Origin of the sequence: Streptomyces sp. NPDC015125 (assembly GCF_043080045.1) — a bacterium.
In the GTDB taxonomy this organism is placed as follows: Bacteria; Actinomycetota; Actinomycetes; order Streptomycetales; family Streptomycetaceae; genus Streptomyces.
Window position 1 is genome coordinate 181,708 of the sequence record NZ_JBIBVF010000002.1, and the last position, 26,903, is coordinate 208,610.

Here is a 26,903-nt window from a genome sequence, read left to right on the forward strand (position 1 = left end):
CGCGTGGTTCTACTTGTGGAGGGAGGAGGGCCGGGCCAGGCCTCCGGTCAGGGCTGCCGCCGCCTTGCGTGCGGGATCCCGGTCGCACGGGTTCAGGGGGAGGACGAACCCCTTCACCTCGTCCAGCCGGCAGCCGCGTTCGATCTTGGCGCCCTCCGTCCCGTAGCTGTAGGAGAGTTCCCGGCACCCGGACACATAGGCGTCCTCGACCGGTGTGTAGTAACAGACCTCGAAGTAGGTGTCCTTGGACCGGTCGTCGGTGTAGTCGGTACCGGTCGTCCAGGCGTGCCGGACGGCCCCCGCGTCCAGGAAGAGGCAGAACCCGATGATCCGGTCGTCGGCCACCGCCGCCACGAGGTGCACGCGGTCGCCGAAATTCTCCCGGAAGGAGGTGAGCTGGGCGCGTTCCCCGGCCTCGTCCGGGCGGCGGCCGTACTTCGCACGGTGCTGCATGCGCAGGTCGACGAGCCTGTCGACGGTCGCGTCGTCCGCTGCGGAGAGCCTGAGCCGCTGGATCGTCACACCACGCTCGCTCAGCCGTCGCCGGATCCGGACCATGCCCTTGCGTGCGTCCCGGCTCAGCGAGGCCCGGTAGTCGGCGAATGCCGTCCCGGGCGGGGACAGGTTGGACCGCAGGGCGAGGGGGAATTCGATGAAGTGCGCCCTGCGCAGCGCCTCGGCGAGTGCGTGTTCCTCGGGTTGTACGTACAGGAACGCGACCGTGCGCAACGCGTCGTGCCGAGCCTGGTCGAGGATGTCCGCGACGGCGTCGTCCAGGGCCCGGGCACGGTGGCGTCCGGGGCCGACCGGAAAGCATTCGAGCCCGGGGTAGGTGAGGACGAGGGAGGGGAACCACCCCTCACGGGGCGGGCCCTCGGCCCGGGCCGCGGACTGCGCCGTTTCGGCATCCGGGGTCAGGGACCGCAGGCTGCAGGGCTCGAAGAGCAGTTCCCAGGGGTTCTTGCTCTCGGAGACCCGGCTGTCCGCGATGACGGTGCCGAAGAATCCGGTGCCCTCCGGTGTTCCCGGCCGGTGGATGAAGCGGCGGTGCTCCCCGTCGATGCGCCCGGCCATGGCCGTCAGCCAGGGCTCGGAGGCGAACAGCGGCGGATCGATGTCCAACTGGCCCCACGGGGTGGGGTTCGGTCCCGGGCCGGTCGCAGCAGCGCTCATCAAAAGCCGCGCCCCGTCCACGACCAGGTGGGGACGAACGGATCGAGCATGCCGGTCACCCGGGAGGGACAGCGGGGGTCGGCGAAGGAGCGGAAGAGCTCCTGTGCCAGGTCGAGGATGAACTCCCGTGCCTCGTCGAGCGGGAGACGGTCGCTGAACAGCAGCCGCTCGGCGTGCGCGAAGACGAGGGGCACGTCCGGCAGGGCGGAGATCCGTGCGGCCCGGGACACGAGGTGTTTGCCGTCGTGGGTGACGGGGCCGAAGGCGTTGACGGCGGACACGAGCAGCGATTCGGCCGCGCCCCTGCACATCAGCTCACGGGTGGGGCCGGTGAGCACGGTGGTGTCCTCCAGCAGGCTGAGCGTGCCCACGAAGGCGAGTGCGGTGGCGGCGGACCGCACCGTGTCGAGATCGAGGCCGGCGCGGAGCCTGCTCAGCTCGTCGGCCCCGGCCAGGGCGATGCCGCCGTGCACCCGCTGGACCAGCCGCAGTTCCAGGCCCTGGAGGTTCGGCAGGTCCACGCCGCCGGTCTCCGCGGCGGCCGCCAGCACCTGGGCGATGTCGTGCAGGCGCTCCTGGGACACGTACTCGATGTTGACGGGAAGATCTCCGACCTGTCCGTCGAAGCTGTCACCGAAGATCGAGGGGTGGTTGGTGGTTCCGGGCCGGCGGCGCCGGCGCCGGCGCTTGGTGAGGACGAGCAGATCGAGGTCGGAGGTGGGGTTCGCTTCCCCGGACGCGTAGGAGCCGACGAGCAGGACGGGTTCGTCCTCGTCGGCCTCCACCAGCGCCGCTATCGGGGGCAGTTCGATCCTCCGGTCGTGCAGTTGGGCACGTACCGGAGAGGGAAGCCGGTCCAGCAGGGCGACATTCACGAAGCGATGTTCCTTCCACACGTCGTTCGCATGCGGTGACCCGGACGCGTCACGTGTCGGGGGCGCGGGGGTTCAGGCGTCACGGGAGGCGAGGGCGTGCCGCAGTCGCTCCAGACCGGACCGCAGCTGTTCGGAGGGCAGCGCGAAGGACAGCCGAAGGTGTCCCGGCGCACCGAAGGCCGACCCGTCCACGACGGCGACCCCGTGTCGCTCCTTGAGCCAGGAGACGGCGGAGCAGCGAGCCGCTTCCGGGGCGTCGGCGAGCCAGGTACGAATGTCCGGGAACAGGAAGATGCCGCCCTCCGGACGCGGGCACGACAGGCCCTCGATGCCGTCGAGTGCCTTCATCGCCGTGTCCAGCTGGGCGGTGAGCTCGGCACCGATCCGTAGCCTTGCCGCCTCGCCCGCTCCCTCGCCTCCACCGAGAAGGGCACGTGCGATGTCCTGTGCGGGGCCGCTGGTGTGGCCGATGAAGTGGGAGGCGATGGCCGTGGCGCGCGCGGCCGTCGCGGGGGGAGCGATCGCCCAGCCCAGACGCAGTCCGGCCAGCGCATGGCTCTTGGACAACCCGTCGATGATCACGCAGTGTTCGGGAAGTGCGGGGAAGAGGTCGCGGACCGAGGGCGCCGGCCGGTCGCCGAGGGCCACACCTCGGTAGACCTCGTCGCAGAGTACGGTCAGCCCGTGCCGGCCGGCCCACTCGACCAGCCGGCGCAGCGAGTCGGCCGGGACCACGGCGCCGTCCGGATTGCGCGGCGAGTTGACGATCACTGCGCCGGTGGCCGGAGTGCGCCGGGCCTCCCACGCGTCCAGGTCGAGGAGTCCGTCGCCCACCCGCCCCGGCACGGGCACCGGAACGCCTCCCACCAGTTCGATGAGCTGCGGATAACTGGCCCAGTACGGAGTGGCGAAGAGGACTTCCCGGCGCTCGCCGAGTACGGCCCGCAGCACGGCCACGATGGCCTGTCGGGCGCCCGGCGTCACCAGGACCTGCCCGGCGTCCACGGCGGCGGCGCCGGGTGCCGTCGAGTACGCGGCGATCAGCGAGCGCAGATCCCGGTCGCCGGCCGGGGGCCGGTAGTGCTGGTCGGCGCGCCGGGCAGCCGTGGTGTCGGTGCCGGGGTGCAGCGGGATGCGCACATCACCGGTGGACAGGACGATGACGTCCGCGTCGTGTGCGTGCGCTGCCGTCGGGGACGCGGTGGTCATCCGGCAGCCCCTTGGGGGAGGACGCGCCCTGGTTGGTCTTCCGTCCGTCCGTCGAGCGCTGCCCGCACCAGCTCGGCCACTCGACGGCGGCTGCTGGCCTCGGCTTCCTCGGACAGGAAGGCCCGGTGGCTGGTGACCACCACTCGCGGGTGCCGGAGCACCGGCTGCCACCTGGGGTCCTGGTGCGGGTTCTCCGGCGAGAACACGTCGAGGCCGGCCCCCGCGATCCACTCCTGTTCCAGCGCCGTGCCCAGCGCCTCCGGATCGACGAGCTTGCCGCGGGCCGCGTTGACCAGGTAGGCGCCGGGCTTCATGGCGCGCAGCGCGGTGCTGTCGATCAGCCCCTCGGTCTTGGGGTTCAGCGGGCAGTGCAGGGTGACCAGGTCCGACTCGGCGAGGAGATCCTCCAGCGTGTCGACGGCCTGTGCGCCGTAGCCCTCGGCGAGATCCCGGCCGAGGTACGGGTCGTACACCTTCACCGCGCCGTAGAAGCCGCCCAGCCTGCGGGCGACGGCCCGGCCGATCCGGCCGAAGCCGACGATGCCGAGGGTGCGGCGGTTCGTGCGGTGCGGAGCACCCCCGGCGTAGATGTCGAAGGTGCCGCCGACGAGGGTCTGGTGCTGTGGAATCAGCTGCCGTTCCAGGGCGAGCGCCAACGCGGAGGTGTGGGCGGCGACCTCGTCCACGCAGTAGTCGGGGATGTGGTAGGCGGGGATGCCCCGGGCGGCCAGGAGCTCGGCATGGAGATTGTCGGTGCCGACGCCCTGCCGCACCACCACGCGCAGCCGCTCACCGGCGGCGTCGAGCAGCTCCTCGGTGACCTGGGTGCGGTAGACCACCAGAACCTCGCACCCGGCAGCCCGCTCCAGCATCCCCGGCCCGGTCACTTGGTAGCTGCCGTCCTCGAACGGGCCGAAGCGCAGTTCCACCTCCGGCCCCAGGATGTCCCGCTCCACGGTGGCGCGATCCGGGCTCCAGGTGCCCTTCTCGACGAGCCACGCCGGGTCGGTGTACAGCACGCGCGGGTTGGCCATGAATGGTCCGCCTTTCCTGGTTCGTGCTCAGTGCAGTAGCCGCAGTACGTCGGCTTCGGTCAGTACGCAAGGGTTGTTGGCCGCCCGGCCGGAGGTCAGGGCCGCCGTCATGGGGGCGAGCCACTGGTCCGCGGGCAGCAGGAGTTCGCTGATCCCGGTCGGCTGGCCGGCCAGCGCCAGCAGTTGTCCGGTCAACTGCCGGACGCTGCGCCCGGCAGTGCTCTGTGCGCGGTTCTCGACGACGGTCACCGCGCCGCGTACGGCCGCGGCGCCCTGCGGATGCCGGCAGTCCGGCTCGGTCACCGTGGCGTGGCGCTTGATCAGCCAGGGCAGATGCAGGGCCACGGCCGTGCCGTGGGCCAGACCGAGCCGCATCGTCAGGTCGTACGACAGGGCATGTGCCGCGGTGGTGCGGGTGATGTCGATCGCGGTGCCGGCCAGCGAGGCGCCGTGGGCCATGTCGGTGCGCACCCGTGGATCGGTGAAGGAACCGGTGTCCGCCGCGCGGGCCAGCGCCGGCAGCAGCCTGTCCAGGGCGTCCAGGGCCAGCGCCCGGGAGGCCGTCGTCGCCGAGACCGACCAGTACGACTCGATGCTCTGACTCAGCGCGTCCAGACCGGTCGCGACACAGTCCCGCAGGGGCAGCGACGCGGTCAGGTTCTGGTCGACGATGACCAGGTCGGCCCTGGCCCCCGCCACGTCGAGAGAGTATTTGCGCCCTTCGGCGTAGACGGTGGCGAAGCGTGTCATCTCGCTTCCGGAGCCCGCGGTGGTGGGCATCAGCACCAGCGCGCACCGGCGGTCCTCGGTGATGGCGTCGGGGTGCCGCAGGCACTCTTCGGGGCTTTCCCGCTGCGCGGCCAGCACGGCGATCGCCTTGGCCACGTCGAGGCTGCTGCCGCCGCCGATGCCGAGGACCGCCTGGGGTCTGAAGCGCCGGAAGGCGGCGATGCCGGCCCGGATCTGCTCGATGTCCGGGTTGGGGCGCACGCCGTCGAAGTGCTCCACGGTGTGCCGGGCCGGCAGGGCCGCGACGAACGCGTGGGCGCCCGACCGTTGATAGGAGGTCCGGCCGTGCACCACCAGGATGCGTTCCGCACCGAGCGCGGACAGGGCCTCGCCCAGACGTGCCGCGGCACCGCGGCCCAGGTGGGCGGCCGGGTGGCCCGGCAGGCGCTCCAGGCCGGCCCAGATGCCGGTGACCGTCGCCACGGGTGTGCTCGTCATGGTGTCGGCCCCGCTTCCGCCACCGGACCTGCCCGGAACCCGCCCGCGAACCGTGCGGCGAGGTCCGCGACGGACAGACTGCTCGACGCACGCTCCCCGGGCGAGCCGCCCACCCTGCCGTTCACGGCCAGCAGGCCGGGGCCTTGGGCATCGAGCAGCGTGCGCAGGGCCGGCCGCAACTCGGCCACGGAACCCACTCGGCGCACCTCCCGGTATCCGCAGCCCCGGGCGACGGCCGCGAAGTCGGTGGTCGCGGAGGTCGTCGGCTGACCGCCGGTGGAGTCGTACGCCCGGTTGTCGAAGACGACATGGACCAGGTTCCGCGGTGCGCAGGCGCCGACCGTGGCCAGGGTGCCCATGTGCATCAGCAGAGAGCCGTCGCCGTCCAAGGCCACGAAGCGCTCTTCGGGCCGGGCCAGTGCGGCGCCCAGGGCGAGGCCCGCGAGGTGCCCCATCGAGCCCTGCATGTAGAAGTTGCCGGGCCGGTCCTGGCGGTTGTACAGAGTGCGCGAGAGGAACCCGGTGGTGGACAGGATCCGTTCGTCGCGCACCTCGGCGAGGACCGCGTCCACCACGTCGTCGCGGTCGGGGAGGGAGACCTCTGCTGCGGTGATCTCGGCCGGCGCCGGCGCCTCGTCGCGGATGGCTCCTTTGGCGACCAGGACGAAGGCGGGCCGCCCGGTGTCCAGGACGGGCAGGGCCTCCTTGAGCACCGCCTCGACGGGCGGACCGCCGTCGGTGAGCCACCAGTACGGCACCTCCAGCGACTCCAGCCACTGGGGCACGACCCGGCCCATCCAGTGATGCTGGGGTTCGCCCGCATCCGCCGCCGGCCAGCCGCGCATGCTGACGAAGACCAGCAGCGGGATGCGGTACGGGAGGACCAGGGAGGTCAGGGGGTTGACCAAGTTCCCGAACCCGGAGTTCTGCGCGAGGACCGCGGCCGGCTCGCCGGTCAGCCGTGCACCGGCGGCGATGGCCAGCGCACTGCCCTCGTTGACCGCCGGTACGTAGCGGATCGACGGGTGCCCTCCGAGCAGCCGGATCGGCCCCGCGAAGTACGAGCACGGCACGCCGGACACCAGGCCGACCCCGGCGCCTTCCAACGCCTCCAGGAACGTGGGGGAGTCGGTCATGGCGTGGTGCGGAAGCTCGACGGCATGCCCTGGAGCGCGAAGACCTCGGCCATCGGTGCGATCCGCTCCTCGATCGCCGCGGCGCCGGTGGCGGAGCCGAGATCGTGCAACACCTCCTGTACGCCCTTCACCGCGGCGCGCAGGCCCTGGTTCGCGTAGATCACCAGCCGGAACCCCGCCCCGTACAACTCGCTCTCGGTGACCGTGTGGTACGTGGTGGGGACCGCGACCAGCGGCACCTCGGAATGCCACCGGCCGGCGAACTCCAGTACCTCCTCGGGGCGGCGGCTCTTGCTGTGCACGAGAACGGCGTCCGCACCGGCGGCGACATAGGCGTGGGCACGCTCCAGCGCCTCCGACACCTCCAGGCCGGCGATCAGCGCCTCCGTCCGGGCGATGAGCAGGGTGTCGGGATCGGTCCGCACCTCGGCCGCGTTCTTGATCTTCAGGGCGAAGTCCTCGGTGGGCAGCAGGTCCTGCGCCGCGTCGGCAAAGCTGTTGATCTTGGGAAACAGCTTGTCCTCGATGCACAGCGCGGCGATGCCGGCCCGCTCGTACCGCTGCATGGCGTAGGCCGCGTTCATCGGCCCGCCGAAGCCGGTGTCGCAGTCCGCGATGATGGGGATGTCGGTGACTGCGTCCATGGCGATCGCGGCGTCCAGGTACTGCGTCATCGTCACCAGGCTGGCGTCCGGCAGACCGTGGCTCGCCGAGATCTCGAAGCTGGAGGCCCACACGGCCTCGAAGCCGGCGCGCTGCACCAGCTTGGCGGTCAGACCGTCGTGTGCGCCCACCGCACGGACCACGGACGGTCCGTTCAGTTGCGCCCGCAGTCGGGCGGCCTTGGACCCGGGGGCCCGGGGCGGCTGAGATTCCGGCACGGTGTTCAGTTCCCTTCCTTGCTGTACCACAGGCGGTCTTCGGCTATGTAGCGGTCGATGCCGCCCTGGGCCATGGACCCCAGGGCGTGGCGCACTTCGGGGGTGACGGCTCCGGCGATCCTGAGCAGCAGGAGGCGCGGCAGGGCGTCTCCGGTGGCGGAGAAGGTGACCGGAACCAGCGGTTCGATGTACGCGGAGTCGCCCGGTTCGAGCACGTCCGTGCGGCGTTGGCCGTCGTGCTCCCAGGCGACCTCCACCGGGGCGTCCCCCAGTACGTAGAGGTACTGGTGCTGATGCGTGACCAGGCGGGCGTCGTCCGAGGCCGTCGTGGCACGGACGTCGACCTGGAGGGCGGTGGTGTGCGGGTGCAAGGGGTCCCCGGCCAACTGCGTGAACCGGTAGGCGGGATCGTCCTTGCCGGGGTAGTCCCAACTGCGTGCGTCGCGGCCGTGCTGGATGGACACGCCGTGGTGGGAGGTGCTGCGCGGAGCCAGGAGGTCGCGTACGGACACGCCCAATGCTTCGGCGAGCAGGGCGAGTTCGGTCTCGGTGGCCGTGGCGCCCGGGCTGCACAGCTCCGTGAGGCGATCGGCGGCGAGTCCGGTACGGTCGGCGATCTCGGCCGGGGTGACACACCGCGCCGCCATGAAGGACCGGATCAGACCGGGCAGCGACGAGGGGGATCCCGCTACGGGGAGCGCGAGGTCGTGGGCCGGCCGGCGGCCCAGTACCGCCAGTTCGCGCTGGGCGTCGCCGACCAGGCCGCCGCCGTAGGTCAGCGCGAGGATGTAGGCGGGCTCGGAGTCAGTGCGGGCCGTGAAGGAGTGCGGGGCGAAGGGGAGACCCCAGACCGAGTCACCGGTCTCCATGGGGACGCAGTACGACGTGTCTCCCCAGCGGTAGTAATAGTTCACGGGGCCGACGAAGTAGGTGAACTGGTAGAGCAGATGACCGCGGTTCCACTGAACCCGCGGATTGTCCGCGGAGTTGTCCTCGACCACCCGCAGCATCCGGATCCACTCGGGCCGGTAGGAGGCGATCCTGGACATGGCGGTGTCGCGGTACTCGTAATATCCCTCGCCGCCCCGGGCCAGGACGCGCGAGCCGGCCAGCGACTCCGCGGCCCGCAGCACCGACAGTCCGGCCGGGCAGTCGTCGTGGACGGGCAGCAGGTCGCGTTCGTTGAGCGGCCAGACCTCGGCCGCCCGGCGCAGCAGTGCCCAGTCGACCGGCCGCTTCCCGGAGGTGTGGTCCGCGAAGGTGCCCGGTTCCAGACCGAGGTCCCGTTCGGCGTTCTCGTCGTCCCGCTTCAGGTCGTTGGCGGCTGACCGCAGCAGTGCGGCGGCCCTGCGGCCGAATCCCTCTGCCGCTGTGGCTGACATGCGTGATTCCCCATTCCAAGACGTCGGTGGCTGCTTCAGCGGCGCTGAACCGCGCGGGCCAGCGGGTATGACTGCAGGCCGTAGCGCGTCTTGAACTCGTCGTTGCGCCGGCCGCACTCCAGGACGGGGCGGCCGGAGGCGAACCCCGCCTTGAGCTCGGCGTCGAACAGCGCATACTGCGGGCTCCAGTTGAGCTCCGCCGGGTACCGGCACCCACCGGCCCAGGCATGCATCCGGGTGTCGTCGTAGAGGCAGACGGAGACGGCCAGCAAGGTGCCGTCCAGCTCGATCCGCAGGAGCCGGCAGCTCTCGCCCAGGCTCTCGATCAGCGCGCCCAGGCGGTCCGGCGGGTAGTACCCGGGGGCGTGCTTGTCGGCCGTACTCAGGCACAGGCCCAGTACCTCGTCGTCGAGCGCCTCCCGCCCGGTGCGCAGGGTGATCCTGGCGCCGGCACGCTCGGCCCGGCGCGCGTATTGCCGCAACGACCTGCGGGAGGCGCGCCCGATGCCGGCCAGATGCTCGTCCAGGGTTGCCGGTCCGTCCGCGAGGGGCAGCCGGTAGCGGGGGACGGTCTCCTCGACCTCGACCCCGATGGCCTTGAGCTGCTGGGCCAGTGGCTCCCGGGCAGCGATGTTCACCAGCCCCCACAACTGTGCGCGGTGGTCGCGGGCCAGGTCGCCCAGGGCCGTCCAGAACTGTTCGACCAGCCAGGCGCTGAGCGGTCCCCGGCACAGCAGACGGGTGTCGTAGCAGTGCCAGACGTTGCCGACCAGTGCGTCGAGGACGGTGTCGGCGCCGGGACCCGTGGCGAACGGGTCACGCGTCCGCTGGAGGAAGACCGGCAGGGCGGCCACCAACTCGCCGCCGTCGCCGTGGGCCAGCAGATAGTAGGCCGTGGACGGGTAGGTCAGGGGCGAGGACTCGACGCTGCGCAGGAAGTCGTAGCCGTGGAACACGGGGGCGTCGCAGGCGTCCACCAGCTCGGTCCAGGCACTTCGGCCGACCGACGCGATGGAGTCCGTGACGGTGATGCGGATATCGGTGTCCGTGGAGGTCACGGCGTCACCTGCCGGCTCGCGCGCAGTGGCGGGAAGTGCAGCGAGGACTCCAGGACCACGCGCTCCCAGTCGTCGAGTACGACACCCGTCGTCCGCAGTGCCTTGTCGGCGACCGACATCCGCATCGCGTCGGCCGCATCCGGCTCGAAGTCGCAGCGCAGTAAGGCGAGAAGGGCGTCGGGAGCATGCCCCGTCAGGAGCGAGGCGAGGTCGCTTCCGGCTCCGACGCGGCCCAGCCCGGACCGCTCGGGAAAGCGGGCCCGGACGTCCTGCTGGACGGCGCCGGGCAGGTACTCCCAGAGCGAGGCGACCACTCTGGTGCGTAACGAGGCCAGTACCTGGTCGAAGTCCCGCCGTTCCGGGGCGTGCGGGGTGGTGATCTCGCAGAGGTAGTCGATCGCGGCGGCCGCGGCCTCGGGGTCGGCGGCCGCGTCGGCCGCCGTCAGCCCGAAGACGGCGGCTTCACGTTCGGACTCCACCGGACCGTCGGAGCTGTGCATCAGGCCGACGATGCTGTTGACGGCGCCGAAGTCCCGTCTCAGGGTGCCCGGTTCGGCACGTTCGGGATGCTGGTAGCCCTTGCGGCGCGCGAGCGCCTCATGGGCGTTGTCCGCGTTCCCTTCGTACCGGCAGATCAGGGCCATGGCGGGGCCGAGTGCGAGGACGGCGTCGACCAGGCGATACCGCCAGGTCTGCCACTGCCCGGCGATGAGATCCGCGTACAGATCGTCGATCAGTTCGGGGTCGGCGTGCAGCGGCCGCGCCGCGACCGGGGGAAAGCCCTCCTTGCGGAGCCGGGCGACCATCTCGCCGTGCACTCCGCGGTAGAGCGCATCGGAGCTGAAGAGGACGAAGACATGACGGGACCAGAAGTCTGGAGCGGACATGGAGCAGTCACCTTTCGACCGGTCGGATCGGCGGAGCACTCGTCGGCCCGGTGCGGAGCCGTGGTGCCACGCGTCAGGGTGGGGCAGGCCGTACGGGCGCCGAGGTCAGTTGACGAAGGGGCACTTCTCGGGAGTTCCCACCGACTGGTCGTCGGGCAGCGCGTACTGCCGCCACTTATGGGCGGAGGAGAACATGGGGTCGCCGAGATACGGATGCGGCGCGAGGGCGTCGTACCGCTCCAGGTCTTTTCTGATGCGTCGCTTCGCGGCCTGGCCCGCCACGGTGGAGCCGCCCAGGCCCTCGAAGACCCTGCGGGTCTGGAGGACGATCGTCAGACACGGTCCGAGGTCGCGGCTTCGGCGGTCGCGGTAGCCGGGGCTGGTCATAAAGGTGAACCAGGGGGAGCCGGCGAAACACCACTGCCATGCCGGATCACCGGTATCGGTGGGATAGCCGGGAGGCCAGGGCGATGTGTCGATGGCGCTCAGGTCCCTGAGGAGGTCCCAGAAGGCGGTTTGGTGATCGGCAAGCCGGGCCTCCGGATCGGGCGGCCCCACAAAGACGATCAATGACTGCCGCTTCGGCCCCGTCCGGGCGCGTTCCCGGAACTCCTTCAGGGCGTCCGCCAGCGCCGGCACCCCGTGCTCCGCCGGGAAACGCGGGTCGACGACGGTGAACCAGTTGTGGCCGCGCTGCTGCCCCTGCGTGCCGAAATAGCAGGGATAACTGTGTGCTGTGTCGAGCAGTTTTCCTGTAAAGGCCTCGTATACGTCCGGAGCCCAGTCCGGAAACCGTCTTGGAGTCCTCTCTAAGGACTGCCCTCCGGAGTTCCATAGGCGACCCATGGAATCACCTTCCCCCTTCTCCGCTATCACTCGCCGGTGCGGCCGACTTCCGTTCCACCGCCGTGGGCGACGCGATATCGAAACTGTCTATTCAGCAGAGATTCACTCATTTAACAGTGTGAACAAGTGATCGTCAAGCATAGTTGATCTTGGCTTGAATTGTGACTGGAAATAATCTCTGCGCTGTTCACGGGCGTGAGAGTGGATGTGGAATGACTTACTTCGGTCGAGTTTCAACGAAACGGGCGAATGGTGCGACCTGTCAGGAACCGGCTTACATTCGCCGCCTTTCGAAAATTCACTGGACATTAGTTGAAGCATCTGTCTATGGTCGGTATCCGAGTTTGATCTCGTATCTCCGCCTGCTGCACAAAGACTGATCAAGCCGGCAGCGGCATTCCTGAAGCACCCGAGAACAATTCGCATAGTGTGGGTGGACACGCCTGTGGGGCGCACCGGGGGTTGCGAACGTAATGGGTTATGAAAAACGTAGGTCGACTGTCCTTTTGCTCGACCGGATCGGGTATTCCTTTTACCGGGGTGAGGGTGGGAGGAGTTTCCTGTCGCCCGACCGGTACGGGGTGCGGCTCGTCACTTCGCTGGCCAAGGTGACCGAGGCGGTCGGCGACGAGCTGGAGTCGGTCCTTGCCGTGGACGCGTACGACGTGGCGGCGCTCAAGGACGCGGTGCGATACCAGGCGGGGTTCAAGGGGCGGAAGGCGGATCGCCTGGTGGCCGTGACCGAACGCTTTCTGCTGCCGGCGGCGGAGCTGCGCGAGGAGCTCGCGATCCCCGGCCAGACGGTGGCCCAGGCGCTGCACTTCCGGGACAAGGTCCTCATGAAGGAGCATCTACGGCGGCACGGCGTCCTGGTCCCCGAGTTCGCCGCGTTCAGCGAACCAGCCGCCCTCGACCTGCTGGCCAGAGCAACCGCCGTAGTCGCAAAACCGCGGCTGGGCAGTGGATCACGGGACATCTTCGTGCTGCGCGACCCGGCCGAGGTGCATGCTTTCACCGTTCAACAGGAGGAGCGGCTGCACGAGTTCGAGGTGGAGGAATTCATCGACGGACAACTCTTCCACGTGGACAGCGTGGTCCAGGACTCCGAGGTCGTCGCGGCCGTCGCCGGCCGCTACATCGACGAGACCACGTCCTACACCGAACTGCGTCCGTGTCGCGATGTGGCCGTCGCACCGGGCCCGCGACTCGACGCGCTGCTGGAGTTCAATCAGCGCGTCCTGACCGCCCACCCGGGCTTCACCGGGGTGACACACCACGAGATGTTCGTACGGGGCGACGACATCGTCTTCTGCGAGATCGCGGCCCGGGCAGGCGGTGGCGGCGTCATCGCCGGATTCCTCTCCCGGACCGGGGTCAATCTGGACGAGGCCGTGATCCAGGCGCAGGTCGAGGGCACCGTTCCCGCATCACCGGCTCCTGCCGCCCATCTGACCGGCTTCACGGTCATCTACGCGGGCGCCGGCGTGCTGGAGCAGCCCTTGACGCCGCCGGACGAACCGTGGGTGTTGGAGCGCCAGATCCTGGCCGCACCCGGGGACACCCTGTCCGAACCCGAGAACTGCAACGACGCCGTGGCCATCATCTCCGTGCGCGGGGACACCGAGGACGAGGTGGTCCAGCGGCTGAACCAGGTGAGGGACCACATGGCACCCGTGGTGTCGCGCGGCCTTTGACCACCGTCCGGTCGCACGGCGGCCGGATCAGCACAGTCGAAACGAAGGGTGGCACAGCATGTCTTCGTCCAGGACGGCCGCACCGGAGCCGACCGAATGGACCCGCGGTCCGGTGGCGGACCTCTTCTCCTCCTATGTCGCCACCGCGGCGCTGTCCGCGGCCCAACAGCTCGGCATTCTGGATCAGTTGGCCGAGCACGGGGAGGCGCCGTTCGGGAACGGCGGTGACGAACGGCTCGACGACGGAGTCATACGCAGCATCCATCGCACACTGCACTGGGCGAATGTCGTCGAGGTCAAGAACGATGAACTGGTCATACCGGGCGCGCTGTTCGACGCAGCGTACGCCGCCCGCGGCTACGTCTACTGGCTGGTGAAAGGCTGCGGCGAACTGTTCAGCACCGCGCCCGATGTCACCTGGACCAAGCGCAGGACCGGCACCTTCTACCACCGCGATATGCGTGCCGTGGCCCTCGGGTCCCGGCTGATCGGTGAGGAAGAGGTCGAGCCCCTCTTCGACCGGGTGCTGGCCGACCCGCCCGTCGAGAAGGTCGCCGACCTCGGTTGCGGCTCCGGACAGCGGCTGATCCGCATCCTCGGCAACCACCCGGGTGCGCGCGGGGTGGGCGTCGACATCTCCCACGCCTCCGTGCAACTGGCCACCGAGTCCGTCGACGAGGCGGGCCTCACCGACCGGATCACCGTGCTCCAGGGCGACGTCCTCGCCCTCGAACCCCGCCCGGAGTTCGCCGATGTCGACACGGTCACCTGCGTCTTCATGGGCCACGACTTCTGGCCCCACGACAGCTGCGTGCGCACTCTGCGCCGCTTGCGCACCGCGTTCCCCGCGGCCAAGCGCCTGTTCATCTGCGATGTCGTACGGACGACCGAACTGCCCGGGCCGGACACCACGATCTTCACCCTCGGATTCGAGGCGATCCACGCCCTGATGGGCGACTACCTGCCGACATACGATCAGTGGCACAAGGCGTTCGAGGAGAGCGGCTGGGAGTGCCGCTCGGTGCAGCCGAGCACCACACCCCCCAACGGATATCTCTTCGAGCTCACCCCCCGTGCGGGGGAGTGAGGCAGCATGCCGTGCAGAAGGCCGGCAAAGGTGAGGTGGCAGCCGTGCACCACCCCTTGCCAAGTCGCCGGCGGCGTACGGGTCTCCCGGCCGACGGCTGGGAGACCCGCCCCCAGGCGGCCGGCACCGAGCCGACGAGGCCGCCGTCGACGACCGGATCCTGGCCGGTGAGGTACGCGGCGTCAGCGGAAGCGAGGAAAGCCACGGCCGCGGCGACCTCGTCCTGGTGACCGAGAGATCCCAGCGCCACCGCGGCGGAGCCGGCCGCGAGGGGCATCCCACGCCGCTGGGACAGGCGTTCGCCGAGTACGGGCGCATCGCCAAGGCCCTGCACCTGCTCGCCGTCGTCGACCCGGTCGACGACACCTACCGCCGCCGGATGGACAAGCAGCTCACCGTCCAGGAGTCCCGCCACAAGCTCGCCTTCACCGCCTCCCGGCCGGTGAAGGGGCTGCGGCCCCTGCGCGCCCCGGACGCCGTCGACTTCGACGATGACGACGACGGCCAGGAGGAGTGAGCGCCGCATCCGCCGTCCGGGGCGGGTCGTTGCACTCCGGGAAGCCCGCCGCCGACCGGCGGGGACGGGACACAGAGGTTGCGGCAGCTCCGGCAGCGGGTATCGGATGAGGCCCGGTCGCTCCGTGCCTACATCAAACCGCCGCTCAGAACACGATCGAGTGCTGCCCGGCCTGCGGGTCCCCATGTCGGCTTGCCGCCAGGAAGGCCCCGGTCGCCGTTCTGGCCCATGAGCATGAGGAACAGGCTCTTCAGGGCGGCCAGCCCGCGGGCGCGCCGGATCGTCCCCTCGTCTGCCTGCGCGTATGCGTCGAAGAAGGGTGAGGCGGCGTCGGCGGGAAGGACGACCCATGCGGCCGCGAGGTCCCACGCCGGATCGCCGGCGAACATGGCATCGAAGTCGATCACGCCCGAGAGCGTCCCGCCCGAGACGACGACGTTCGCGGGATGAAGGTCGCCGTGCACCCAGAGCGGCGGGCCCTCCCACTCGGGCGCCGCGACGGCGTCGTCCCAGACGGCCCGGACATCGTCGGCGAGGTCGTCGGGGACGACGGCGTGGAAGAGGTGGTCGAAGCCGTCCGTGCACTTCTTGGGGTGGTCGCCGCGGTCCTCACTGATCGGCGCGTCTTCGGGCGCCTCCACGTGGAGTGCCTTGAGGAAGCCCGCCAGAGTGTCGGCCGCGTGGTCGCCGCGGCTGATGGAGGTGTAGTCCAGTGGCTCGCCGGGGACCCACGTCATGATGGCCCAGGGCTTCGGGAAGCGCGCAGAAGGTTCACCGATCCGTACGGGGTTGGGGACCGGGAGCGGCAGGCGCGGGGCCAGGACGGGCAGCCACCGGCACTCCTTGCGCAGGAGGTCCGGGGCACCTTCTGTACGCGGCATGCGCACGGCCAGGTCGTCCCCAAGGCGCCACATTTGGTTGCCCCACCCACCCGCTACTTCGCGGATGGCCAGTCCTGCGAGGTCCGGATGCTGCTCCTGCAGCAGGTCATGGACCAGGTCTGCGGTGATCTCGATCTCGGAGTCGGTCATGCGGAGCCACCCTACTGGGGCAGGATTCTGGCTTCGCCCGTGATCCGCGACTGGCTAGCTGCCTGAGCCGGTGGCCGACGGCGGTACCTCGACGACGAAGAACAGGAAGTTGGGGTTGGTCGAAAGGTCCTGGAAGCCGGCCGGGAACAGTTCGCGGGCGGCCGGATCGGGCTGCGGCTCGCTGATGACGCAAAGACGGAAGCCGGCGGCGGCGAAGGCATCGGTCATCGCCTGCAACGGCCTGCGCCACAACTCCATCGGGACGGAATGCCCGTTGAGAGTCCAGTTGAAGGTATAGCTGGTGGTGGCGTGGTAGTCGGGTCGGGGATCCCGGTGCGCGTAGGCCGTGAAGGGGTGGCTCACCGACGCGATCAGCCGGCCGCCGGGCCGGAGTACCCGCCGCAACTCGGCCAGCGTCGGCCCCCAGTCTTCCAGGTAGTGCAGCACCAGCGATGCGGCCACGTCGTCGAACGTCCCGTCGTCGAACGGCATAGGGTCGCGTAGGTCGACCACGTGGAGGGCTACATCGTCGCCGAGCCGCCGCCTCGCCAGCGCCAGCATCCCGGCGCTGGCGTCGATGCCGGTGACGACGGCACCGCGGTCGCGTAGCGCAGAGGACAGGGGGCCTGAGCCGCAGCCGGCGTCGAGGATCCGACGGCCAGTCACGTCTCCGGCCAGGGCCAACATTGCGGGCCGCTCGTAATACGCGTTTACCAGGCTGTTCTCGGTCTCCGCCGAGAACATTTCAGCGAAGCTGTCGTAGCCGTTCGCCTGGTCCCGATCTGCAGACTGCATCGTCGCAGCCTAGTAGTCGCATGATCCGCCGGACAGGCCCGCGCGTCCAACAGCTACTCAGCCTTTCTTGGTCCCCAAGGCCGGTGTCCCTGTGCTCACACCTTGCGCCACCACCTGTGCTCACGTGACATCGCAGAGCAGGTCCGTGTTTGTGCCGGTTCGGCGGCAGGCTCCATTGCCGGGCGCGGCGCGCAGCGTCACTGCTGCGGTGAACGGGGGCCGGCGTGCTCTGCTCAGTGGCCGTCGTGCCGCGTGCGCCAGCGGCCGGGGGACAGCCCGGCCTGACGCTGGAAGAACGTGGTGAAGTTCGCGGCGTCCTGGAAGCCGAGGTGCTCTGCGCAGCGCGCGGCGGGTAGGTCGGTGTGTGCGAGCAGTCGTTTGGCCTCCAGCAGAATCCGTTGGTCGAGGAACTGTTTGGCGCCCAGGCCCGTTGCGGTGAGGGTGCGCGGTTCATAGCCGAGGGTGGAGGCATAGTCACGTACGCGGTGGTGCCGTGTGAACCGTTGCTCCACCGCGGCCCGGTAGCGGTGGAAGACGGTGTGTTCGTGGGGGTTGCCTGTCGGTGGCTCGGCCGGCTCGACGGGCAGCACCCGCAGCACCAGGGCCGACAGAAGGTGGGCGAGCAGCGGCGCCGAGGCCAGTCGCGGATTCGACACCGCTGCCGCATGCTCGTGCCTCAGATGGTCCGCGGCCCAGATGGACAGGTCCCAGGCGTCCTTGTCCAGTTGCCAGCAGGCCGGGCCGAAGATGTCTCCCGCCGCTTGCGCCACGGGGCCGGGAGCAGGCGGCAAGCCCTGCGTGAACAGCAGCAGGGGGCCTTCCAGATCGTCGACATCGGTCCAGCGGTGCACCACGCCCGGACGTATCCACACGACGGTTCGCTCCCGCAGGGGGTGATCGACGAAATCGGCGGTGTGTCGTCCTACGCCCGACTGCACCAAGGCCATGACATGGAAGTCCGGGCGTTGGGGGCGGGTTCGTTGGCGGCTGCGATCCATGAGCCGCAGTTGCGCGAAGCTGAGCATTTCCACATCGAACGGTGCCCGGGGAGCCGGCGAGTAGCGCAGCTGTTTGACTCCGGGAAGCTGACCGCTTTTCACAAGAAGCTTGCACCTTTCGACCGGGCTTGCGCTGCGGCGCGTCTGTAGCGTTTGGAGCATATCCACTGCTCAGCGGCGTGAACTCAAGCTGGAGCAGTTCTTCGTACCCTTCCGCGATACAGCTCAGAGGTCTCCATGACGACAGTATCCACAACGCACCACGTACCTGTGGCAGACGGCTCGATCGAGGTCCGCCGACGGGAGCGGGGCGGGCCCACGCTGGTGTTCGTGCACTACTGGGGTGGGTCCGCCGGTACGTGGGACGCCGTCGTGGAGCGGCTCCCGGCTGATCGGGACACGGTCCGTTTCGACCAGCGCGGCTGGGGCCTGTCGCGGGCGCTGCCCGGCCCGTACCGACTGGACCGGCTCACCGACGATCTCATCGACATCGTCAAGGGCCTGGGCCTGGGCACGTTCGTCCTCGTCGGGCACTCGATGGGCGGCAAAGTGAGTCTGCTCGCCGCCGCCCGCCGTCCCCCGGGCCTGGCAGGGGTGGCACTGCTGGCCCCCGCACCGCCGGAGCCGCCCGCGAGCGTGACTGCCGAGTACCGGCAGTCCCTCTCACACGCCTACGATTCGGCGCAGTCCGTCGGTCAGGCGCTCGACCACGCCCTCACCGCCACGCCGCTAACGGGGGCCGTCCGGAGCGCCGTCGTGCGGGACAGTCTGAACAGCGACGAAGCCGCGCGTCTGGAGTGGCCCATGCGGGGTATTGCCGCGGACGTCACGGACGCCGCCAGGACGATCGATGTCCCCGTCCTCGTCCTGGCCGGCGAGCGCGACCAGGTCGAACCGCCGCACGTGCTGCGCCGCTGCCTCCTGCCCAGCGTCCCCCAGGCCCGGTTCGAGATCGTCCCGGCCAGCGGGCACCTGCTGCCCCTGGAGGCTCCCGTCGAAGTCGCCGCGGCGTTGGAGAGCTTCACTACCGGTCTCGGCTGCTGATCCGCCACCGCCCCGGCCCGCCCCGCCCCGCTGCCCAGTGCCCGCCACCCGCGACCTGCCGCCCGCTGCCCGCCGCCTGGCGAACTCAGCCGTTCCGGCTTCGGGTCGCCTGTTCGGTGCCGACGACCAGCCGGTTCTTCGCGATGACGGTGGGGCGATCGGTGTCGCCGGCCCGGAAGCGCACCCTCGCATCGGCCATGCCTGCTTACAGAGGAGGCCCGTCGCCGACTTCCTCTTGGTAGGAGTGACGCCGGCCTCGCCATGCCTCGCCGATGTTGTGGTAGCCGCGCTCTTCCCAGAAGCCGCGGCGGTCGGCCGTCATGTACTCGATGCCGCGCAGCCACTTGGGGCCTTTGTAGCCGTAGAGGTGGGGGACGACGAGGCGCAGGGGGAAGCCGTGCTCGGCGGTGAGCGATTCTCCGTTGTGGTGTGTGGCCAGGAGCGTCCGGGCGGAGGCGAAGTCGCCGAGCCGCATGTTCGCGCTGTAGCCGTATTCCGCCCAGGCCATGACGTGCGTGACCCGGGGCGAGGGAGGTGCCAGCGCCAGCAGTGTGGTGGCAGCGACGCCGAACCACTCGTGGCCGGTCGACGTGGGTCCTGTCGCGCAGTGCAGATCGGCGACGACCTCGACGGTCGGCAGCGCTGCGAATTCGTCGAGGGTCCAGGTGTGGTTGTCGCCTGTGCCGGTGGCGCCGAAGACCTTCAGGTCCCAGCGGTCGGGCCGGAACCTGGGGACGGGGCCGTAGTGCGAGACGGGCCAGCCCCGGGCGAGCCGCTGCCCAGGGGGAAGGAGCCCATCGGCGGTGTACGGGCCACAGCCCGTGCCGGGCTCGTCACGTCCCATCGGATCGGTCCTCCCTGCTCATCGACGACGCGGTATCGCACACATTCTCCTCTACGGAACTCCGGCGGACTCGGTCAGCATCCGCAACCGGGCGTGCCGGCCGACTGGCGCCGCGACCGCGACCGCGACCGCGGCCACGGCCCCGGCCACGACCACGGTCGGGGAGTCTGGTTCGCCGTCCTCGATGCCGGAGCCTTAGGTTTTGTCGTATGGCGAATGAATCCGTACGCGCCGAGCGGCTGCTGGAGGCCCAGGCCAAGGCCGAGGCGCTGTTCCACGAGATCGCGGCCCGTGGCCTGGTGGCCCCCGGTGAGAGTGAGCGTGCGGTCAGCGACCGCGTCCGGGACCTGGCCAACGAGATGTTCGGCACCACCCGCCACTGGCACAAACGGATCGTCCGCTCCGGACCGCACACCCTCCGGCCGTACCGGGACAACCCACCGGACCGCACCATCGGCACCGACGACATCGCCTTCGCCGACTTCGGCCCGATCTTCGAGGCGTACGAAGCCGACTTCGGCCGCACCTACGTCCTGGGCGACGACCCCGCCAAACACCGCCTGCGGGACGCCCTTCCCAAGATCTTCGCGGCCGGTCGCCAGGCCTTCGAGTCCTGCCCGGACATCACCGGCAAGCAGCTGTACGCCCGGGTCGAGCACCTTGCCGTCGAGGCCGGCTGGGCCCTGGGAGGTTGGCATGCGGGCCACCTGGTCGGAGAGTTCCCGCACGAGAAGATCGACGGTGCCGACACCGAGTCCTACCTCACCCCGGCCAATGACACCCCGCTGCGGCGCACCGACAAGGCGGGCCGGCGCTGCCACTGGATCCTGGAGATCCACCTCATCGACACGGAACGGGAAATCGGCGGCTTCTACGAGCAGCTGCTGGACCTCGGCTGACACGCCGTCTGCTGGGTCGAGCATCGGCGCCGCAGCGGTGCAGGCCGCCCCCAGAGCCCCTTGCGCCCCCCAGACGGCTCGCGAGTTTCGGCCCACGCGCGGTACACATCGGCTGAGCTCCTCGGCTGAGCTCCTCGGCTCAGCGCAGCAGCGCCGCGACGAACGCTTCCTCGTGGCGTGCGATGTATGCCCGGTCCGCCCGGTAGAGCGCGTCGTGGCCGTCGGCAATATGCCGGGCGAAGGCGGAGACACCGGCTGCGGCCCGCTCGTGCATGTGTCCCACGAGGTGTTCCAGCCGCTCGGCCGCGGTGTGGGGCAGGGCTTTACGGGTGGCGTGATCAAGCGCGTACGCGTCGGCGAACAGCCGCAGCCGACGCGCCTGCTGGGCCACCGGCAGGGGGAAGTCCCGGTTGTCCGGCCCGGTCAATGGCACGAACCGGTATGCGGCATAGGCGAGGTCCCAGACCCGCGGGCCGGGGTGAGCGGTGTCGAAGCCGATGAGCGCCACTGGGACCCCGTCCCGGTAGACCGTGTTGTACGGGGCGAGGTCACCGTGGCAGACCACCTCGGCGGGCTCGCGCGGCGGCTGGTACCACTGGGCATCCAAAGGCGGGAGGAAGCCGGCGGTCGCGTCGTGGTAGGCACGCAAAAGCCGGGCGACCGCTTCGAGGGAGGCGTCCGTCCGTACGTACTCGGGCAGGGGGTAGTGCGCCACCTCGCCCGACAGATGGTCCAGGATCTCCCGTCCCCGTCCCCGTCCCCGTCCCCGTCGTCGTCGAAACCGTGGGCGAGCGGGGCACCGGTGAACCCCGCCTCCCGCAGGTGGCCGAGGAGAGCGTGGACGGTGGGACTCCATGGTCCCCCGGGGCGCCGGACCGTCCGTCCGCTGCGGACGACGTGGTTGACGCCGCCACCGGCCAGTGGTTCTTTGTCGTGGCGGGATGGGGATGAGGCCATCATGTTCTCCCGTATGCCCCGTATGCCCCTGTAGGCAGGCGAGTTGAGAGGAAGATCGTATGTCGAAGGTGAGGGGAGACACGGATTACGGGCTGGTGGGCGAGGGCTACAGCCGCGTTCGCCGGACCGATCCCCGGATCGCCTTCCTGGTGCACGCTGCACTCGGCACAGACGGTCGTGAACGTCGGTGCGGGCGCGGGCTCGTACGAACCGGCGGGCCGGCACGTGCTCCCCGGCGATGCGGGCGCAGCGTCCGGCCCACCTCGCGCCCGCGATTCACGGAGTCGCGGAGGCACTGCCGTTCGACGACGATTCGGTGGATTCCGCCATGGCCATGGTCACGCTCCACCAATGGCCGGACCTGGCCGCCGGACTGCGCGAGATGCGCCGGGTCGCCCGTGGCCCGGTCGTCGTCCTGGCCTTCGACGGCGACGAACTGGGGAGGCTGTGGCTGATGGACTACGTCCCCGAACTGCAACGTGCGGAGGCAGCCCGCCACCCGGCCATCGGGACGATCACCGATGCCCTCGGCCCCGGCACCGCGGTCCACCCGGTGCCCGTCCCGATCGACTGCGTGGACGGGTTCACCGAGGCGTTCTACGCCCGCCCCGAGTCCTTCCTCGACCCGGCCGTACGGCGCGCCCAATCCGCCTGGACGTTCCTCGAACCCGGCGTGGAGGAACGCGCGATGGCCAAGCTCGATGCCGACCTGGCCTCGGGAGCCTGGGACGAGAAATACGGCTTTCACCGTACGCAGCCCGAACTCCACGGGGCGGTACGGCTGATCGTCGGGCGCTGACTACTCACCCCTCACCCCTCACCTCTGGCCCCTTGGCCCCCGATCCTCTGCCCGCCCCGCGAGCCCCGCTCACATGGGCAGCCGGAGTGACGCTGGCCGAGGACCTCTGCACCCGGCAGCCCCTTCCGGCCTTCGACCCCGCGGCCATGGATGGCTACGCCGTTGCCGAACCAGGCCCCGTGGCGGCTGCCGGCTGGTGCGGTGCGCGCGAGCGCCGCCGAGGGGCCCCCGGGGACTGGCCGAGGGTGAGGCCGTGGAGATCTCCACCGACGCGCTGGTGCCAGCGGCGCCGAGGCGGTGATGCCGCTGGAGCACGCAGTGCGGGCCGGGGCGCGACGGAACGCGGCCCGGTGCAGGCCCCGGGGAGGCACATCCGCCGGGCGGGCGAGGACGCTTCGACGGGTGCTTAGGCGGCTGCTGGCCGAGCACGGTGCCGGGTGGGTGGTGGACGCGGTCCCCGTCCGCCCCGGACATCCGCAACTGCTCGCCCAACTCCCCAACGACCACTGGGATCGTGGGCCTGCCCGGCAACCCGTACGCGGCCCGGACCGCTGCCCGCACCTTGCTTGCCCCGCTCCTGGCCGGCCTCACCGGACGTCCGATGCCGCGCTGCCCCGCATCCCGCCGGCCGGAGAGGTCCGCCGAGAAGCCGGACCGGTACGGGATCTCGATGCCTGGTGGCCTTGGCCTGTGCGCACCGGAGAGCCGGCAGCGTGACGGAACATTCCTGGGTGGGCAGCGCCATGGACCTGCGGACCTGCGGACCTGCCGAGCTGCCGACCTGCGGACCTGCCGAGCTGCCGAGGGAGGGTGAACTACCCGGAATCGGTGTCGGTGCGGGCGAAAATACCTTCCAGCATTCCGGTGGCCTGCCCGACCTCGATCAGGTAGCCATCAGGATCGCGCAGGTAGCAGCGGACCTCGGCACGCCGGTCGATCGGCGGAGTCAGGAACTCCGCTCCCTTCGCGCTCCATTGGGCGTAGCAGGCCTGGATGTCGGCGACCCGCAGGTTCATGAAGCTGGAGACGGTGTGCGGCTCATCGGGTGGGACCAGCGTCACATCGGGCTTGTCCGGGGTGGGGCCGCCGCCCGGATTCATGATGATCCAGCTGTTGGCGAGCTTGACGATGCAAGGATTCTCCTCCAGGACGACCTGCCCGCCCATCACCTCGCTGTAGAAGCGGCGCGAACGCGCCACATTACGCACCGTCAGGAAATGTGTCATCAGCAGCCCCTCACTCGGGGCCGGAATACCGTCGTTGCCCATCTCCAGCCTCTCTCCACTGACCGCGATATCCGGATATCCGGCGCATTGTCAATTTCACGATCCCGACGCCGCCGGTGCACACCACTGCGGGCACCGTTCCGCCCGTACAGCCCCCGCCCGTACAGCCCCCGCCCGTACAGCCCTCGCCCGTACAGCCCTCGCCCGTACAGACCGGTGCCGTCCAGGGCGCGTTTCCCCTGGTCGGGTCGACCGACCGGGCCGTGCCGGTTGATGGAGGCACCGCGACAGGGCGTCGGCATCCCTCGGGGGAACTCGGGGGAACTCGTCAGCGCCCACCAGCGGGAGACCGGCGGCGGCGCACCCATTCACCGGGACGGAGAGAGCTCAAGGTGACCGACATGCTTTGGCGATGGCAGTGAGCCCCGTGGCGGCGCTTCTTTTACGGACAGCCGAGACGGCCGCTGCCTTCCATGTCATCGCGCCACGGTGCCCGCTGCAACCCGTGGACGCGCGGCCGGAGCCCAAGCGGCCTTTCTGTCCCCTCGGGGACGGTATGGCGCCCGGCGGTACCGACGGGACCTGTGAGCGCCCGCCAGGCGGGACGGGGCCAGGCGGGTGACGATGTAACTGGATCCCTCTGACCGTGCTCTTTCCTGGAGGAGGCAGACGGCATGACATACCCCTCCGATTCCGCAGGTACCGGCCCTCCGCACGGCACCGAGCCCAGAGATGTCCCCCCGGCCGGGGGCCTGGGCGCCCTGGCGAACATGGGATGGCAATTCCTGCTCACCATGGGCCTGGCCGCGATCGCCCTGGGCGTCGTCGCCCTGGCCTGGCCCAGCCAGACCCTGCGGGTCGTCGGCGTGCTCTTCGGCATCTACCTGCTGGCCACCGGTGTCTTTCAGCTGGCCGCTGCCTTCGGCACACACGTTCCTCGGCACCTGCGGGTGTTGCATTTCGTCGCGGGCGCGCTGTTCATCCTGCTGGGCCTGGTCTGTTTCCGGGGCACCCTGGAATCGATTCTGTTGCTCGCGCTGTGGATCGGCTTCGGCTGGCTGCTGCGCGGCATCATGGTGACCGCCACAGCGGCATCCTCCGAGGAGATACCGGCGCGCGGCTGGCAGATCTTCTCGGGGATCATCACCACTTTGGCGGGCGTCGTGCTGATCGTGTTGCCGTTCGGCTCGATCGCCGCGCTGACCTTGGTGGTGGGCATCATGGCCATCGTCGTGGGTGCAGTCGAGGTCTTCCACGCCATCAAGATGCGCGTCGAACTCGGCCGCCTCACCCAGGGCACCGCCACCAAGCGGCGGCCCATGTTCCACTCCCGCCCCCACCCCCAGCACTGAGTCGGTCTTCTTCTCCTGCGTCTCCAGGGAGAGGGAGACGGCAACGCGCAGGGAACGGGGGAGCGGACTCACGACGGCGAAGCATTTCCATCTCTCCGGCCTGAGCCTTCTGCGCTTGCTGGAGGATGGATGACCCTTCCGAGGGTTACTTCACGTCGACGTAGTCCGCCGCGGAGGCGACCGCCGGGGCGGTGGACGTGCCTGCGAAGGAGTAGCGGAAGTAGCCGTCCGCCGTGGCCTTTGTCGTCGTCCTCAGGTTGCCCTTGCTGTCCGTCGTGACGGTCTTGAGGGTCTTGTAGGTGCTGGTTCCCTTCTTCTTGAACTGGAGCTTCACCGGCTGCTTGGTGTAGCCCCCGTACTTGTAGGTCTCCCAATTGGCGCGGTTCAGGGCGCCTGCGACGGTGATCGTATTGTTCTTCTTCACCGGTTCCGGCGAGGCGTTGACGCTCAGCCTGGAGTTGCGCAGGACCTTCGCCTTCGCGGCGGAATCCTTGGTGATGTAGTCACCGTCGTTGGCCAGGGCGTGGGCTCTCACGGTCCAGGTCCCGGCCGTGGTGTTGTCCTGGGGATGGATGCGCGGGTTGATTTTCAGCGTGTAGGTGCAGGTGGTCGTGGTGAAGCTCTGGCGCACGCACTTGCCCGCGATGGTGTCGGGCGTCACGAGACCGTAATAGTCGCCGTTCGGGAGGGGGGTGTGCCACATGACCGGGAAGGTCCTTCCGACCTCGATGCCCGAGTTGTCCGTGGCCGTCACCGAGATGCTGAACGTCTTCACGTCCGTGGTCCCCAGGACGATGTCCTTCCCTCCGTTGACGACCACCTTCGTGATCTCGATGTCACCCGAGAAGTCATCCGCCTGGGCGGTCGCCGGAATCGTGAGCGCGGACAGGGCGAGTGCCCCGGCGAAACCTGCCACGGTGGTGCGGTGATGCATGAAGGTGTCTCCCCCATGTTCCAGCGCCTCAGGTACGTCCCAAGGCGGAGCTGACAATGCCCCCCAGTACGGGTGTGGCACGGACATGACCATCAGGTCGCAGGAATGGTTGCCCATCGATCACACGGCTGTCAGGACGAGCGCGGGGCTCACGCCATCTTCCGGCCTCGGTTTACTGGTGTGCTCTCGTATGCAACTGTCACCAGTTCACCGAGGAACCCGGCCTGTTGGTGACCGTGTGTGAACGCCAGCGATGTATCGGCTCCATGCCGGCCCCGGTGTCCTAACTCAGAACCAGCCGCGAAGCAGGCCGGGACGCGACCGCTTGCGACCGTGGCCGGCGAGGAGATCGGCGAGGCGCTGGAGCTGCTCTGGGGCAGTTCTGCAGTGAACACCTGGAACGCCCGCCGGGCGGGCGGTACTCTCCTGGCTCGCCTGGTGCCGTGAGCGCGGCCACGACGCACCCGTGGTGCCGGCCTTCAAGGCGGGTGACCTCGTGGATGGCGTCGGCTCACCTTCGCCTGCGCGGAGAGGACGGGCGGGAACCTCGGCGGTCTCTACTGCCGGAAGGCTCACCTCCGCCTGCGCGGAGAGGACTCTAGGGTCCGTCTTCAAACGGGTCTTGCCCAGAGCAGGAACGACGCGAGGGTGACCGCTGTTTCGTAGGAGGTGGCGGTCCTGTCGTATCTGGTGGCGATCCCGCGGAAGCCCTTGAGGTGGTTGAAGCAGCGTTCGAAAGTGTTGCGTCGACGGTAGATCTCCCGGTCGAAACCGGGCGGCCGGCCGCCGAGACTGCCACGGTTTCGGCGGTGCTTCTTCTGGTCGTCCTTCTCGGGGATCGTGGCGGCGATGCCGCGTCGTCGCAGGGAGTCGGCGTGGCAGTGGGAGCGCCTGGAGGCCGTGTTGCTCAAGTTTGCCGGTGATGGGACCTAAAGCCCAGGGACCGGCGGTTGGCACGCCTGGAACTACGGCCGCAGCCTGTGCGCCGCCCACCGCTCGCATCCCTGCCCGTTCCGCC

General features: G+C 69.7%; 27 protein-coding genes and 2 pseudogenes. 9 read left to right on the plus strand and 20 right to left on the minus strand.

Going from position 1 to position 26,903, the window contains the following annotated elements; all coding sequences use genetic code 11:
* Window positions 1–9: 9 nt before the first annotated feature.
* From ACF088_RS05790 to ACF088_RS05840, 11 genes are all read right to left on the minus strand, one after another.
* Window positions 10–1,173 carry a GNAT family N-acetyltransferase gene (locus ACF088_RS05790; protein WP_392374149.1) on the minus strand — a complete coding sequence of 388 codons (1,164 nt, stop codon included), beginning with the start codon at window positions 1,171–1,173 and terminating at the stop codon, window positions 10–12.
* Window positions 1,173–2,048, minus strand: coding sequence for a nucleotidyltransferase domain-containing protein (locus ACF088_RS05795; protein ID WP_392374150.1), 876 nt, complete (start codon window positions 2,046–2,048; stop codon window positions 1,173–1,175). Before ACF088_RS05795 ends, ACF088_RS05790 begins: the two co-directional genes overlap by 1 nt.
* Before the next feature lie 72 nt (window positions 2,049–2,120).
* Complete coding sequence (locus ACF088_RS05800; RefSeq protein ID WP_392374151.1) at window positions 2,121–3,257, minus strand: pyridoxal phosphate-dependent aminotransferase; 1,137 nt, start codon at window positions 3,255–3,257, stop codon at window positions 2,121–2,123.
* Window positions 3,254–4,291 carry a C-terminal binding protein gene (locus ACF088_RS05805; RefSeq protein WP_392374152.1) on the minus strand — a complete coding sequence of 346 codons (1,038 nt, stop codon included), beginning with the start codon at window positions 4,289–4,291 and terminating at the stop codon, window positions 3,254–3,256. The genes ACF088_RS05800 and ACF088_RS05805 overlap by 4 nt, the downstream gene beginning before the upstream one ends.
* Window positions 4,292–4,318: 27 nt before the next feature.
* A complete protein-coding gene (locus ACF088_RS05810) occupies window positions 4,319–5,518 on the minus strand; it encodes a phosphonoacetaldehyde reductase (RefSeq protein WP_392374153.1) in 1,200 nt (399 codons plus the stop codon).
* Window positions 5,515–6,654: a phosphonopyruvate decarboxylase gene (gene aepY / locus ACF088_RS05815; protein WP_392374154.1), complete on the minus strand. Its 1,140-nt coding sequence runs from the start codon at window positions 6,652–6,654 to the stop codon at window positions 5,515–5,517. Before aepY ends, ACF088_RS05810 begins: the two co-directional genes overlap by 4 nt.
* The gene (locus ACF088_RS05820) at window positions 6,651–7,535 is read right to left on the minus strand and encodes an isocitrate lyase/phosphoenolpyruvate mutase family protein (RefSeq protein ID WP_392374155.1); all 885 of its coding nucleotides are present in this window, start codon (window positions 7,533–7,535) and stop codon (window positions 6,651–6,653) included. Before ACF088_RS05820 ends, aepY begins: the two co-directional genes overlap by 4 nt.
* Window positions 7,536–7,540: 5 nt before the next feature.
* Window positions 7,541–8,917 carry a hypothetical protein gene (locus tag ACF088_RS05825; protein WP_392374156.1) on the minus strand — a complete coding sequence of 459 codons (1,377 nt, stop codon included), beginning with the start codon at window positions 8,915–8,917 and terminating at the stop codon, window positions 7,541–7,543.
* Between the two features lie 35 nt (window positions 8,918–8,952).
* Window positions 8,953–9,975, minus strand: a complete 1,023-nt coding sequence (locus ACF088_RS05830) for a GNAT family N-acetyltransferase (protein WP_392374157.1) — start codon at window positions 9,973–9,975, stop codon at window positions 8,953–8,955.
* Complete coding sequence (locus ACF088_RS05835; protein ID WP_392374158.1) at window positions 9,972–10,862, minus strand: nucleoside-diphosphate kinase; 891 nt, start codon at window positions 10,860–10,862, stop codon at window positions 9,972–9,974. Before ACF088_RS05835 ends, ACF088_RS05830 begins: the two co-directional genes overlap by 4 nt.
* A gap of 105 nt (window positions 10,863–10,967) precedes the next feature.
* On the minus strand, window positions 10,968–11,708 hold the full coding sequence (locus ACF088_RS05840; RefSeq protein WP_392374159.1) for a YqcI/YcgG family protein: 741 nt from the start codon (window positions 11,706–11,708) through the stop codon (window positions 10,968–10,970).
* A 581-nt stretch (window positions 11,709–12,289) separates the two neighbouring features.
* Here ACF088_RS05840 and ACF088_RS05845 point away from each other — a divergent pair.
* Entirely contained in the window at window positions 12,290–13,402 is a 1,113-nt protein-coding gene (locus tag ACF088_RS05845; RefSeq protein WP_392374160.1) for an ATP-grasp domain-containing protein, read from the plus strand.
* Between the two features lie 58 nt (window positions 13,403–13,460).
* Window positions 13,461–14,489, plus strand: coding sequence for an SAM-dependent methyltransferase (locus tag ACF088_RS05850; protein ID WP_392374161.1), 1,029 nt, complete (start codon window positions 13,461–13,463; stop codon window positions 14,487–14,489).
* Here ACF088_RS05850 and ACF088_RS05855 read toward each other — a convergent pair.
* A complete protein-coding gene (locus ACF088_RS05855) occupies window positions 14,467–14,766 on the minus strand; it encodes an SDR family oxidoreductase (RefSeq protein WP_392374162.1) in 300 nt (99 codons plus the stop codon). The two genes, ACF088_RS05850 and ACF088_RS05855, sit on opposite strands and share 23 nt — an antisense overlap.
* Here ACF088_RS05855 and ACF088_RS05860 point away from each other — a divergent pair.
* Window positions 14,761–14,913 (plus strand): annotated as a pseudogene (locus ACF088_RS05860) (Tn3 family transposase); the annotation flags it as partial. The gene ACF088_RS05855 and the pseudogene ACF088_RS05860 sit on opposite strands and share 6 nt — an antisense overlap.
* A gap of 221 nt (window positions 14,914–15,134) precedes the next feature.
* On the opposite strand, the gene ACF088_RS05865 reads toward ACF088_RS05860, so the two are convergent.
* The 3 genes from ACF088_RS05865 to ACF088_RS05875 all read right to left on the minus strand — a co-directional run bounded on the left by ACF088_RS05865 (window position 15,135) and on the right by ACF088_RS05875 (window position 17,932).
* Entirely contained in the window at window positions 15,135–16,037 is a 903-nt protein-coding gene (locus ACF088_RS05865) for an aminoglycoside phosphotransferase family protein (RefSeq protein WP_392374163.1), read from the minus strand.
* 54 nt (window positions 16,038–16,091) lie between these two features.
* Window positions 16,092–16,832: a class I SAM-dependent methyltransferase gene (locus ACF088_RS05870; protein ID WP_392374164.1), complete on the minus strand. Its 741-nt coding sequence runs from the start codon at window positions 16,830–16,832 to the stop codon at window positions 16,092–16,094.
* 233 nt (window positions 16,833–17,065) lie between these two features.
* Window positions 17,066–17,932 carry a helix-turn-helix domain-containing protein gene (locus ACF088_RS05875; RefSeq protein ID WP_392374165.1) on the minus strand — a complete coding sequence of 289 codons (867 nt, stop codon included), beginning with the start codon at window positions 17,930–17,932 and terminating at the stop codon, window positions 17,066–17,068.
* 135 nt (window positions 17,933–18,067) lie between these two features.
* Here ACF088_RS05875 and ACF088_RS05880 point away from each other — a divergent pair, with 135 nt between their 5' ends.
* Window positions 18,068–18,874: an alpha/beta fold hydrolase gene (locus ACF088_RS05880; RefSeq protein ID WP_392374166.1), complete on the plus strand. Its 807-nt coding sequence runs from the start codon at window positions 18,068–18,070 to the stop codon at window positions 18,872–18,874.
* Window positions 18,875–19,079: 205 nt separating this feature from the next.
* On the opposite strand, the gene ACF088_RS05885 is transcribed toward ACF088_RS05880, so the two are convergent.
* Window positions 19,080–19,718 carry a molybdopterin-dependent oxidoreductase gene (locus tag ACF088_RS05885; RefSeq protein ID WP_392374167.1) on the minus strand — a complete coding sequence of 213 codons (639 nt, stop codon included), beginning with the start codon at window positions 19,716–19,718 and terminating at the stop codon, window positions 19,080–19,082.
* A 209-nt stretch (window positions 19,719–19,927) separates the two neighbouring features.
* Here ACF088_RS05885 and ACF088_RS05890 point away from each other — a divergent pair, with 209 nt between their 5' ends.
* A complete protein-coding gene (locus tag ACF088_RS05890) occupies window positions 19,928–20,617 on the plus strand; it encodes a M24 family metallopeptidase (RefSeq protein ID WP_392374168.1) in 690 nt (229 codons plus the stop codon).
* A 139-nt stretch (window positions 20,618–20,756) separates the two neighbouring features.
* On the opposite strand, the gene ACF088_RS05895 is transcribed toward ACF088_RS05890, so the two are convergent.
* Window positions 20,757–21,332, minus strand: a complete 576-nt coding sequence (locus ACF088_RS05895; protein WP_392374169.1) for a phosphotransferase — start codon at window positions 21,330–21,332, stop codon at window positions 20,757–20,759.
* A gap of 480 nt (window positions 21,333–21,812) precedes the next feature.
* On the opposite strand from ACF088_RS05895, the gene ACF088_RS05900 reads away from it, so the two are divergent.
* Together ACF088_RS05900 and ACF088_RS05905 are read left to right on the plus strand one after the other, a co-directional pair.
* The gene (locus tag ACF088_RS05900; RefSeq protein ID WP_392374170.1) at window positions 21,813–22,373 is read left to right on the plus strand and encodes a class I SAM-dependent methyltransferase; all 561 of its coding nucleotides are present in this window, start codon (window positions 21,813–21,815) and stop codon (window positions 22,371–22,373) included.
* A 32-nt stretch (window positions 22,374–22,405) separates the two neighbouring features.
* Window positions 22,406–22,783 carry a hypothetical protein gene (locus tag ACF088_RS05905; RefSeq protein WP_392374171.1) on the plus strand — a complete coding sequence of 126 codons (378 nt, stop codon included), beginning with the start codon at window positions 22,406–22,408 and terminating at the stop codon, window positions 22,781–22,783.
* Between the two features lie 405 nt (window positions 22,784–23,188).
* On the opposite strand, the gene ACF088_RS05910 is transcribed toward ACF088_RS05905, so the two are convergent.
* Window positions 23,189–23,641 (minus strand): VOC family protein, encoded by a 453-nt coding sequence (locus ACF088_RS05910; protein WP_392374172.1) that lies wholly within the window; start codon window positions 23,639–23,641, stop codon window positions 23,189–23,191.
* A 632-nt stretch (window positions 23,642–24,273) separates the two neighbouring features.
* Between ACF088_RS05910 and ACF088_RS05915 the strand changes: the two genes are divergently transcribed.
* Window positions 24,274–24,951 (plus strand): HdeD family acid-resistance protein, encoded by a 678-nt coding sequence (locus ACF088_RS05915; RefSeq protein ID WP_392374173.1) that lies wholly within the window; start codon window positions 24,274–24,276, stop codon window positions 24,949–24,951.
* A gap of 145 nt (window positions 24,952–25,096) precedes the next feature.
* On the opposite strand, the gene ACF088_RS05920 is transcribed toward ACF088_RS05915, so the two are convergent.
* Window positions 25,097–25,885, minus strand: coding sequence for a calcium-binding protein (locus ACF088_RS05920; protein WP_392374174.1), 789 nt, complete (start codon window positions 25,883–25,885; stop codon window positions 25,097–25,099).
* 318 nt (window positions 25,886–26,203) lie between these two features.
* Here ACF088_RS05920 and ACF088_RS05925 point away from each other — a divergent pair.
* Window positions 26,204–26,366: pseudogene (locus ACF088_RS05925) on the plus strand (site-specific integrase); the annotation flags it as partial.
* 130 nt (window positions 26,367–26,496) lie between these two features.
* Here ACF088_RS05925 and ACF088_RS05930 read toward each other — a convergent pair.
* A complete protein-coding gene (locus ACF088_RS05930) occupies window positions 26,497–26,796 on the minus strand; it encodes a transposase (protein ID WP_392374175.1) in 300 nt (99 codons plus the stop codon).
* Between the last annotated feature and the right edge of the window lie 107 nt (window positions 26,797–26,903).

Bases quoted from the DNA above. Each gene is read 5' to 3' on its own strand.
- ACF088_RS05790 (WP_392374149.1), bottom strand. From the start codon at position 1,173: ATGAGCGCTGCTGCGACCGGCCCGGGACCGAACCCCACCCCGTGGGGC.
- ACF088_RS05800 (WP_392374151.1), bottom strand. From the start codon at position 3,257: ATGACCACCGCGTCCCCGACGGCAGCGCACGCACACGACGCGGACGTC.
- ACF088_RS05805 (WP_392374152.1), bottom strand. From the start codon at position 4,291: ATGGCCAACCCGCGCGTGCTGTACACCGACCCGGCGTGGCTCGTCGAG.
- ACF088_RS05810 (WP_392374153.1), bottom strand. From the start codon at position 5,518: ATGACGAGCACACCCGTGGCGACGGTCACCGGCATCTGGGCCGGCCTG.
- aepY (WP_392374154.1), bottom strand. From the start codon at position 6,654: ATGACCGACTCCCCCACGTTCCTGGAGGCGTTGGAAGGCGCCGGGGTC.
- ACF088_RS05825 (WP_392374156.1), bottom strand. From the start codon at position 8,917: ATGTCAGCCACAGCGGCAGAGGGATTCGGCCGCAGGGCCGCCGCACTG.
- ACF088_RS05835 (WP_392374158.1), bottom strand. From the start codon at position 10,862: ATGTCCGCTCCAGACTTCTGGTCCCGTCATGTCTTCGTCCTCTTCAGC.
- ACF088_RS05840 (WP_392374159.1), bottom strand. From the start codon at position 11,708: ATGGGTCGCCTATGGAACTCCGGAGGGCAGTCCTTAGAGAGGACTCCA.
- ACF088_RS05850 (WP_392374161.1), top strand. From the start codon at position 13,461: ATGTCTTCGTCCAGGACGGCCGCACCGGAGCCGACCGAATGGACCCGC.
- ACF088_RS05855 (WP_392374162.1), bottom strand. From the start codon at position 14,766: ATGCCCCTCGCGGCCGGCTCCGCCGCGGTGGCGCTGGGATCTCTCGGT.
- ACF088_RS05865 (WP_392374163.1), bottom strand. From the start codon at position 16,037: ATGACCGACTCCGAGATCGAGATCACCGCAGACCTGGTCCATGACCTG.
- ACF088_RS05870 (WP_392374164.1), bottom strand. From the start codon at position 16,832: ATGCAGTCTGCAGATCGGGACCAGGCGAACGGCTACGACAGCTTCGCT.
- ACF088_RS05880 (WP_392374166.1), top strand. From the start codon at position 18,068: ATGACGACAGTATCCACAACGCACCACGTACCTGTGGCAGACGGCTCG.
- ACF088_RS05885 (WP_392374167.1), bottom strand. From the start codon at position 19,718: ATGGGACGTGACGAGCCCGGCACGGGCTGTGGCCCGTACACCGCCGAT.
- ACF088_RS05890 (WP_392374168.1), top strand. From the start codon at position 19,928: ATGGCGAATGAATCCGTACGCGCCGAGCGGCTGCTGGAGGCCCAGGCC.
- ACF088_RS05900 (WP_392374170.1), top strand. From the start codon at position 21,813: ATGCGGGCGCAGCGTCCGGCCCACCTCGCGCCCGCGATTCACGGAGTC.
- ACF088_RS05910 (WP_392374172.1), bottom strand. From the start codon at position 23,641: ATGGGCAACGACGGTATTCCGGCCCCGAGTGAGGGGCTGCTGATGACA.
- ACF088_RS05915 (WP_392374173.1), top strand. From the start codon at position 24,274: ATGACATACCCCTCCGATTCCGCAGGTACCGGCCCTCCGCACGGCACC.
- ACF088_RS05920 (WP_392374174.1), bottom strand. From the start codon at position 25,885: ATGCATCACCGCACCACCGTGGCAGGTTTCGCCGGGGCACTCGCCCTG.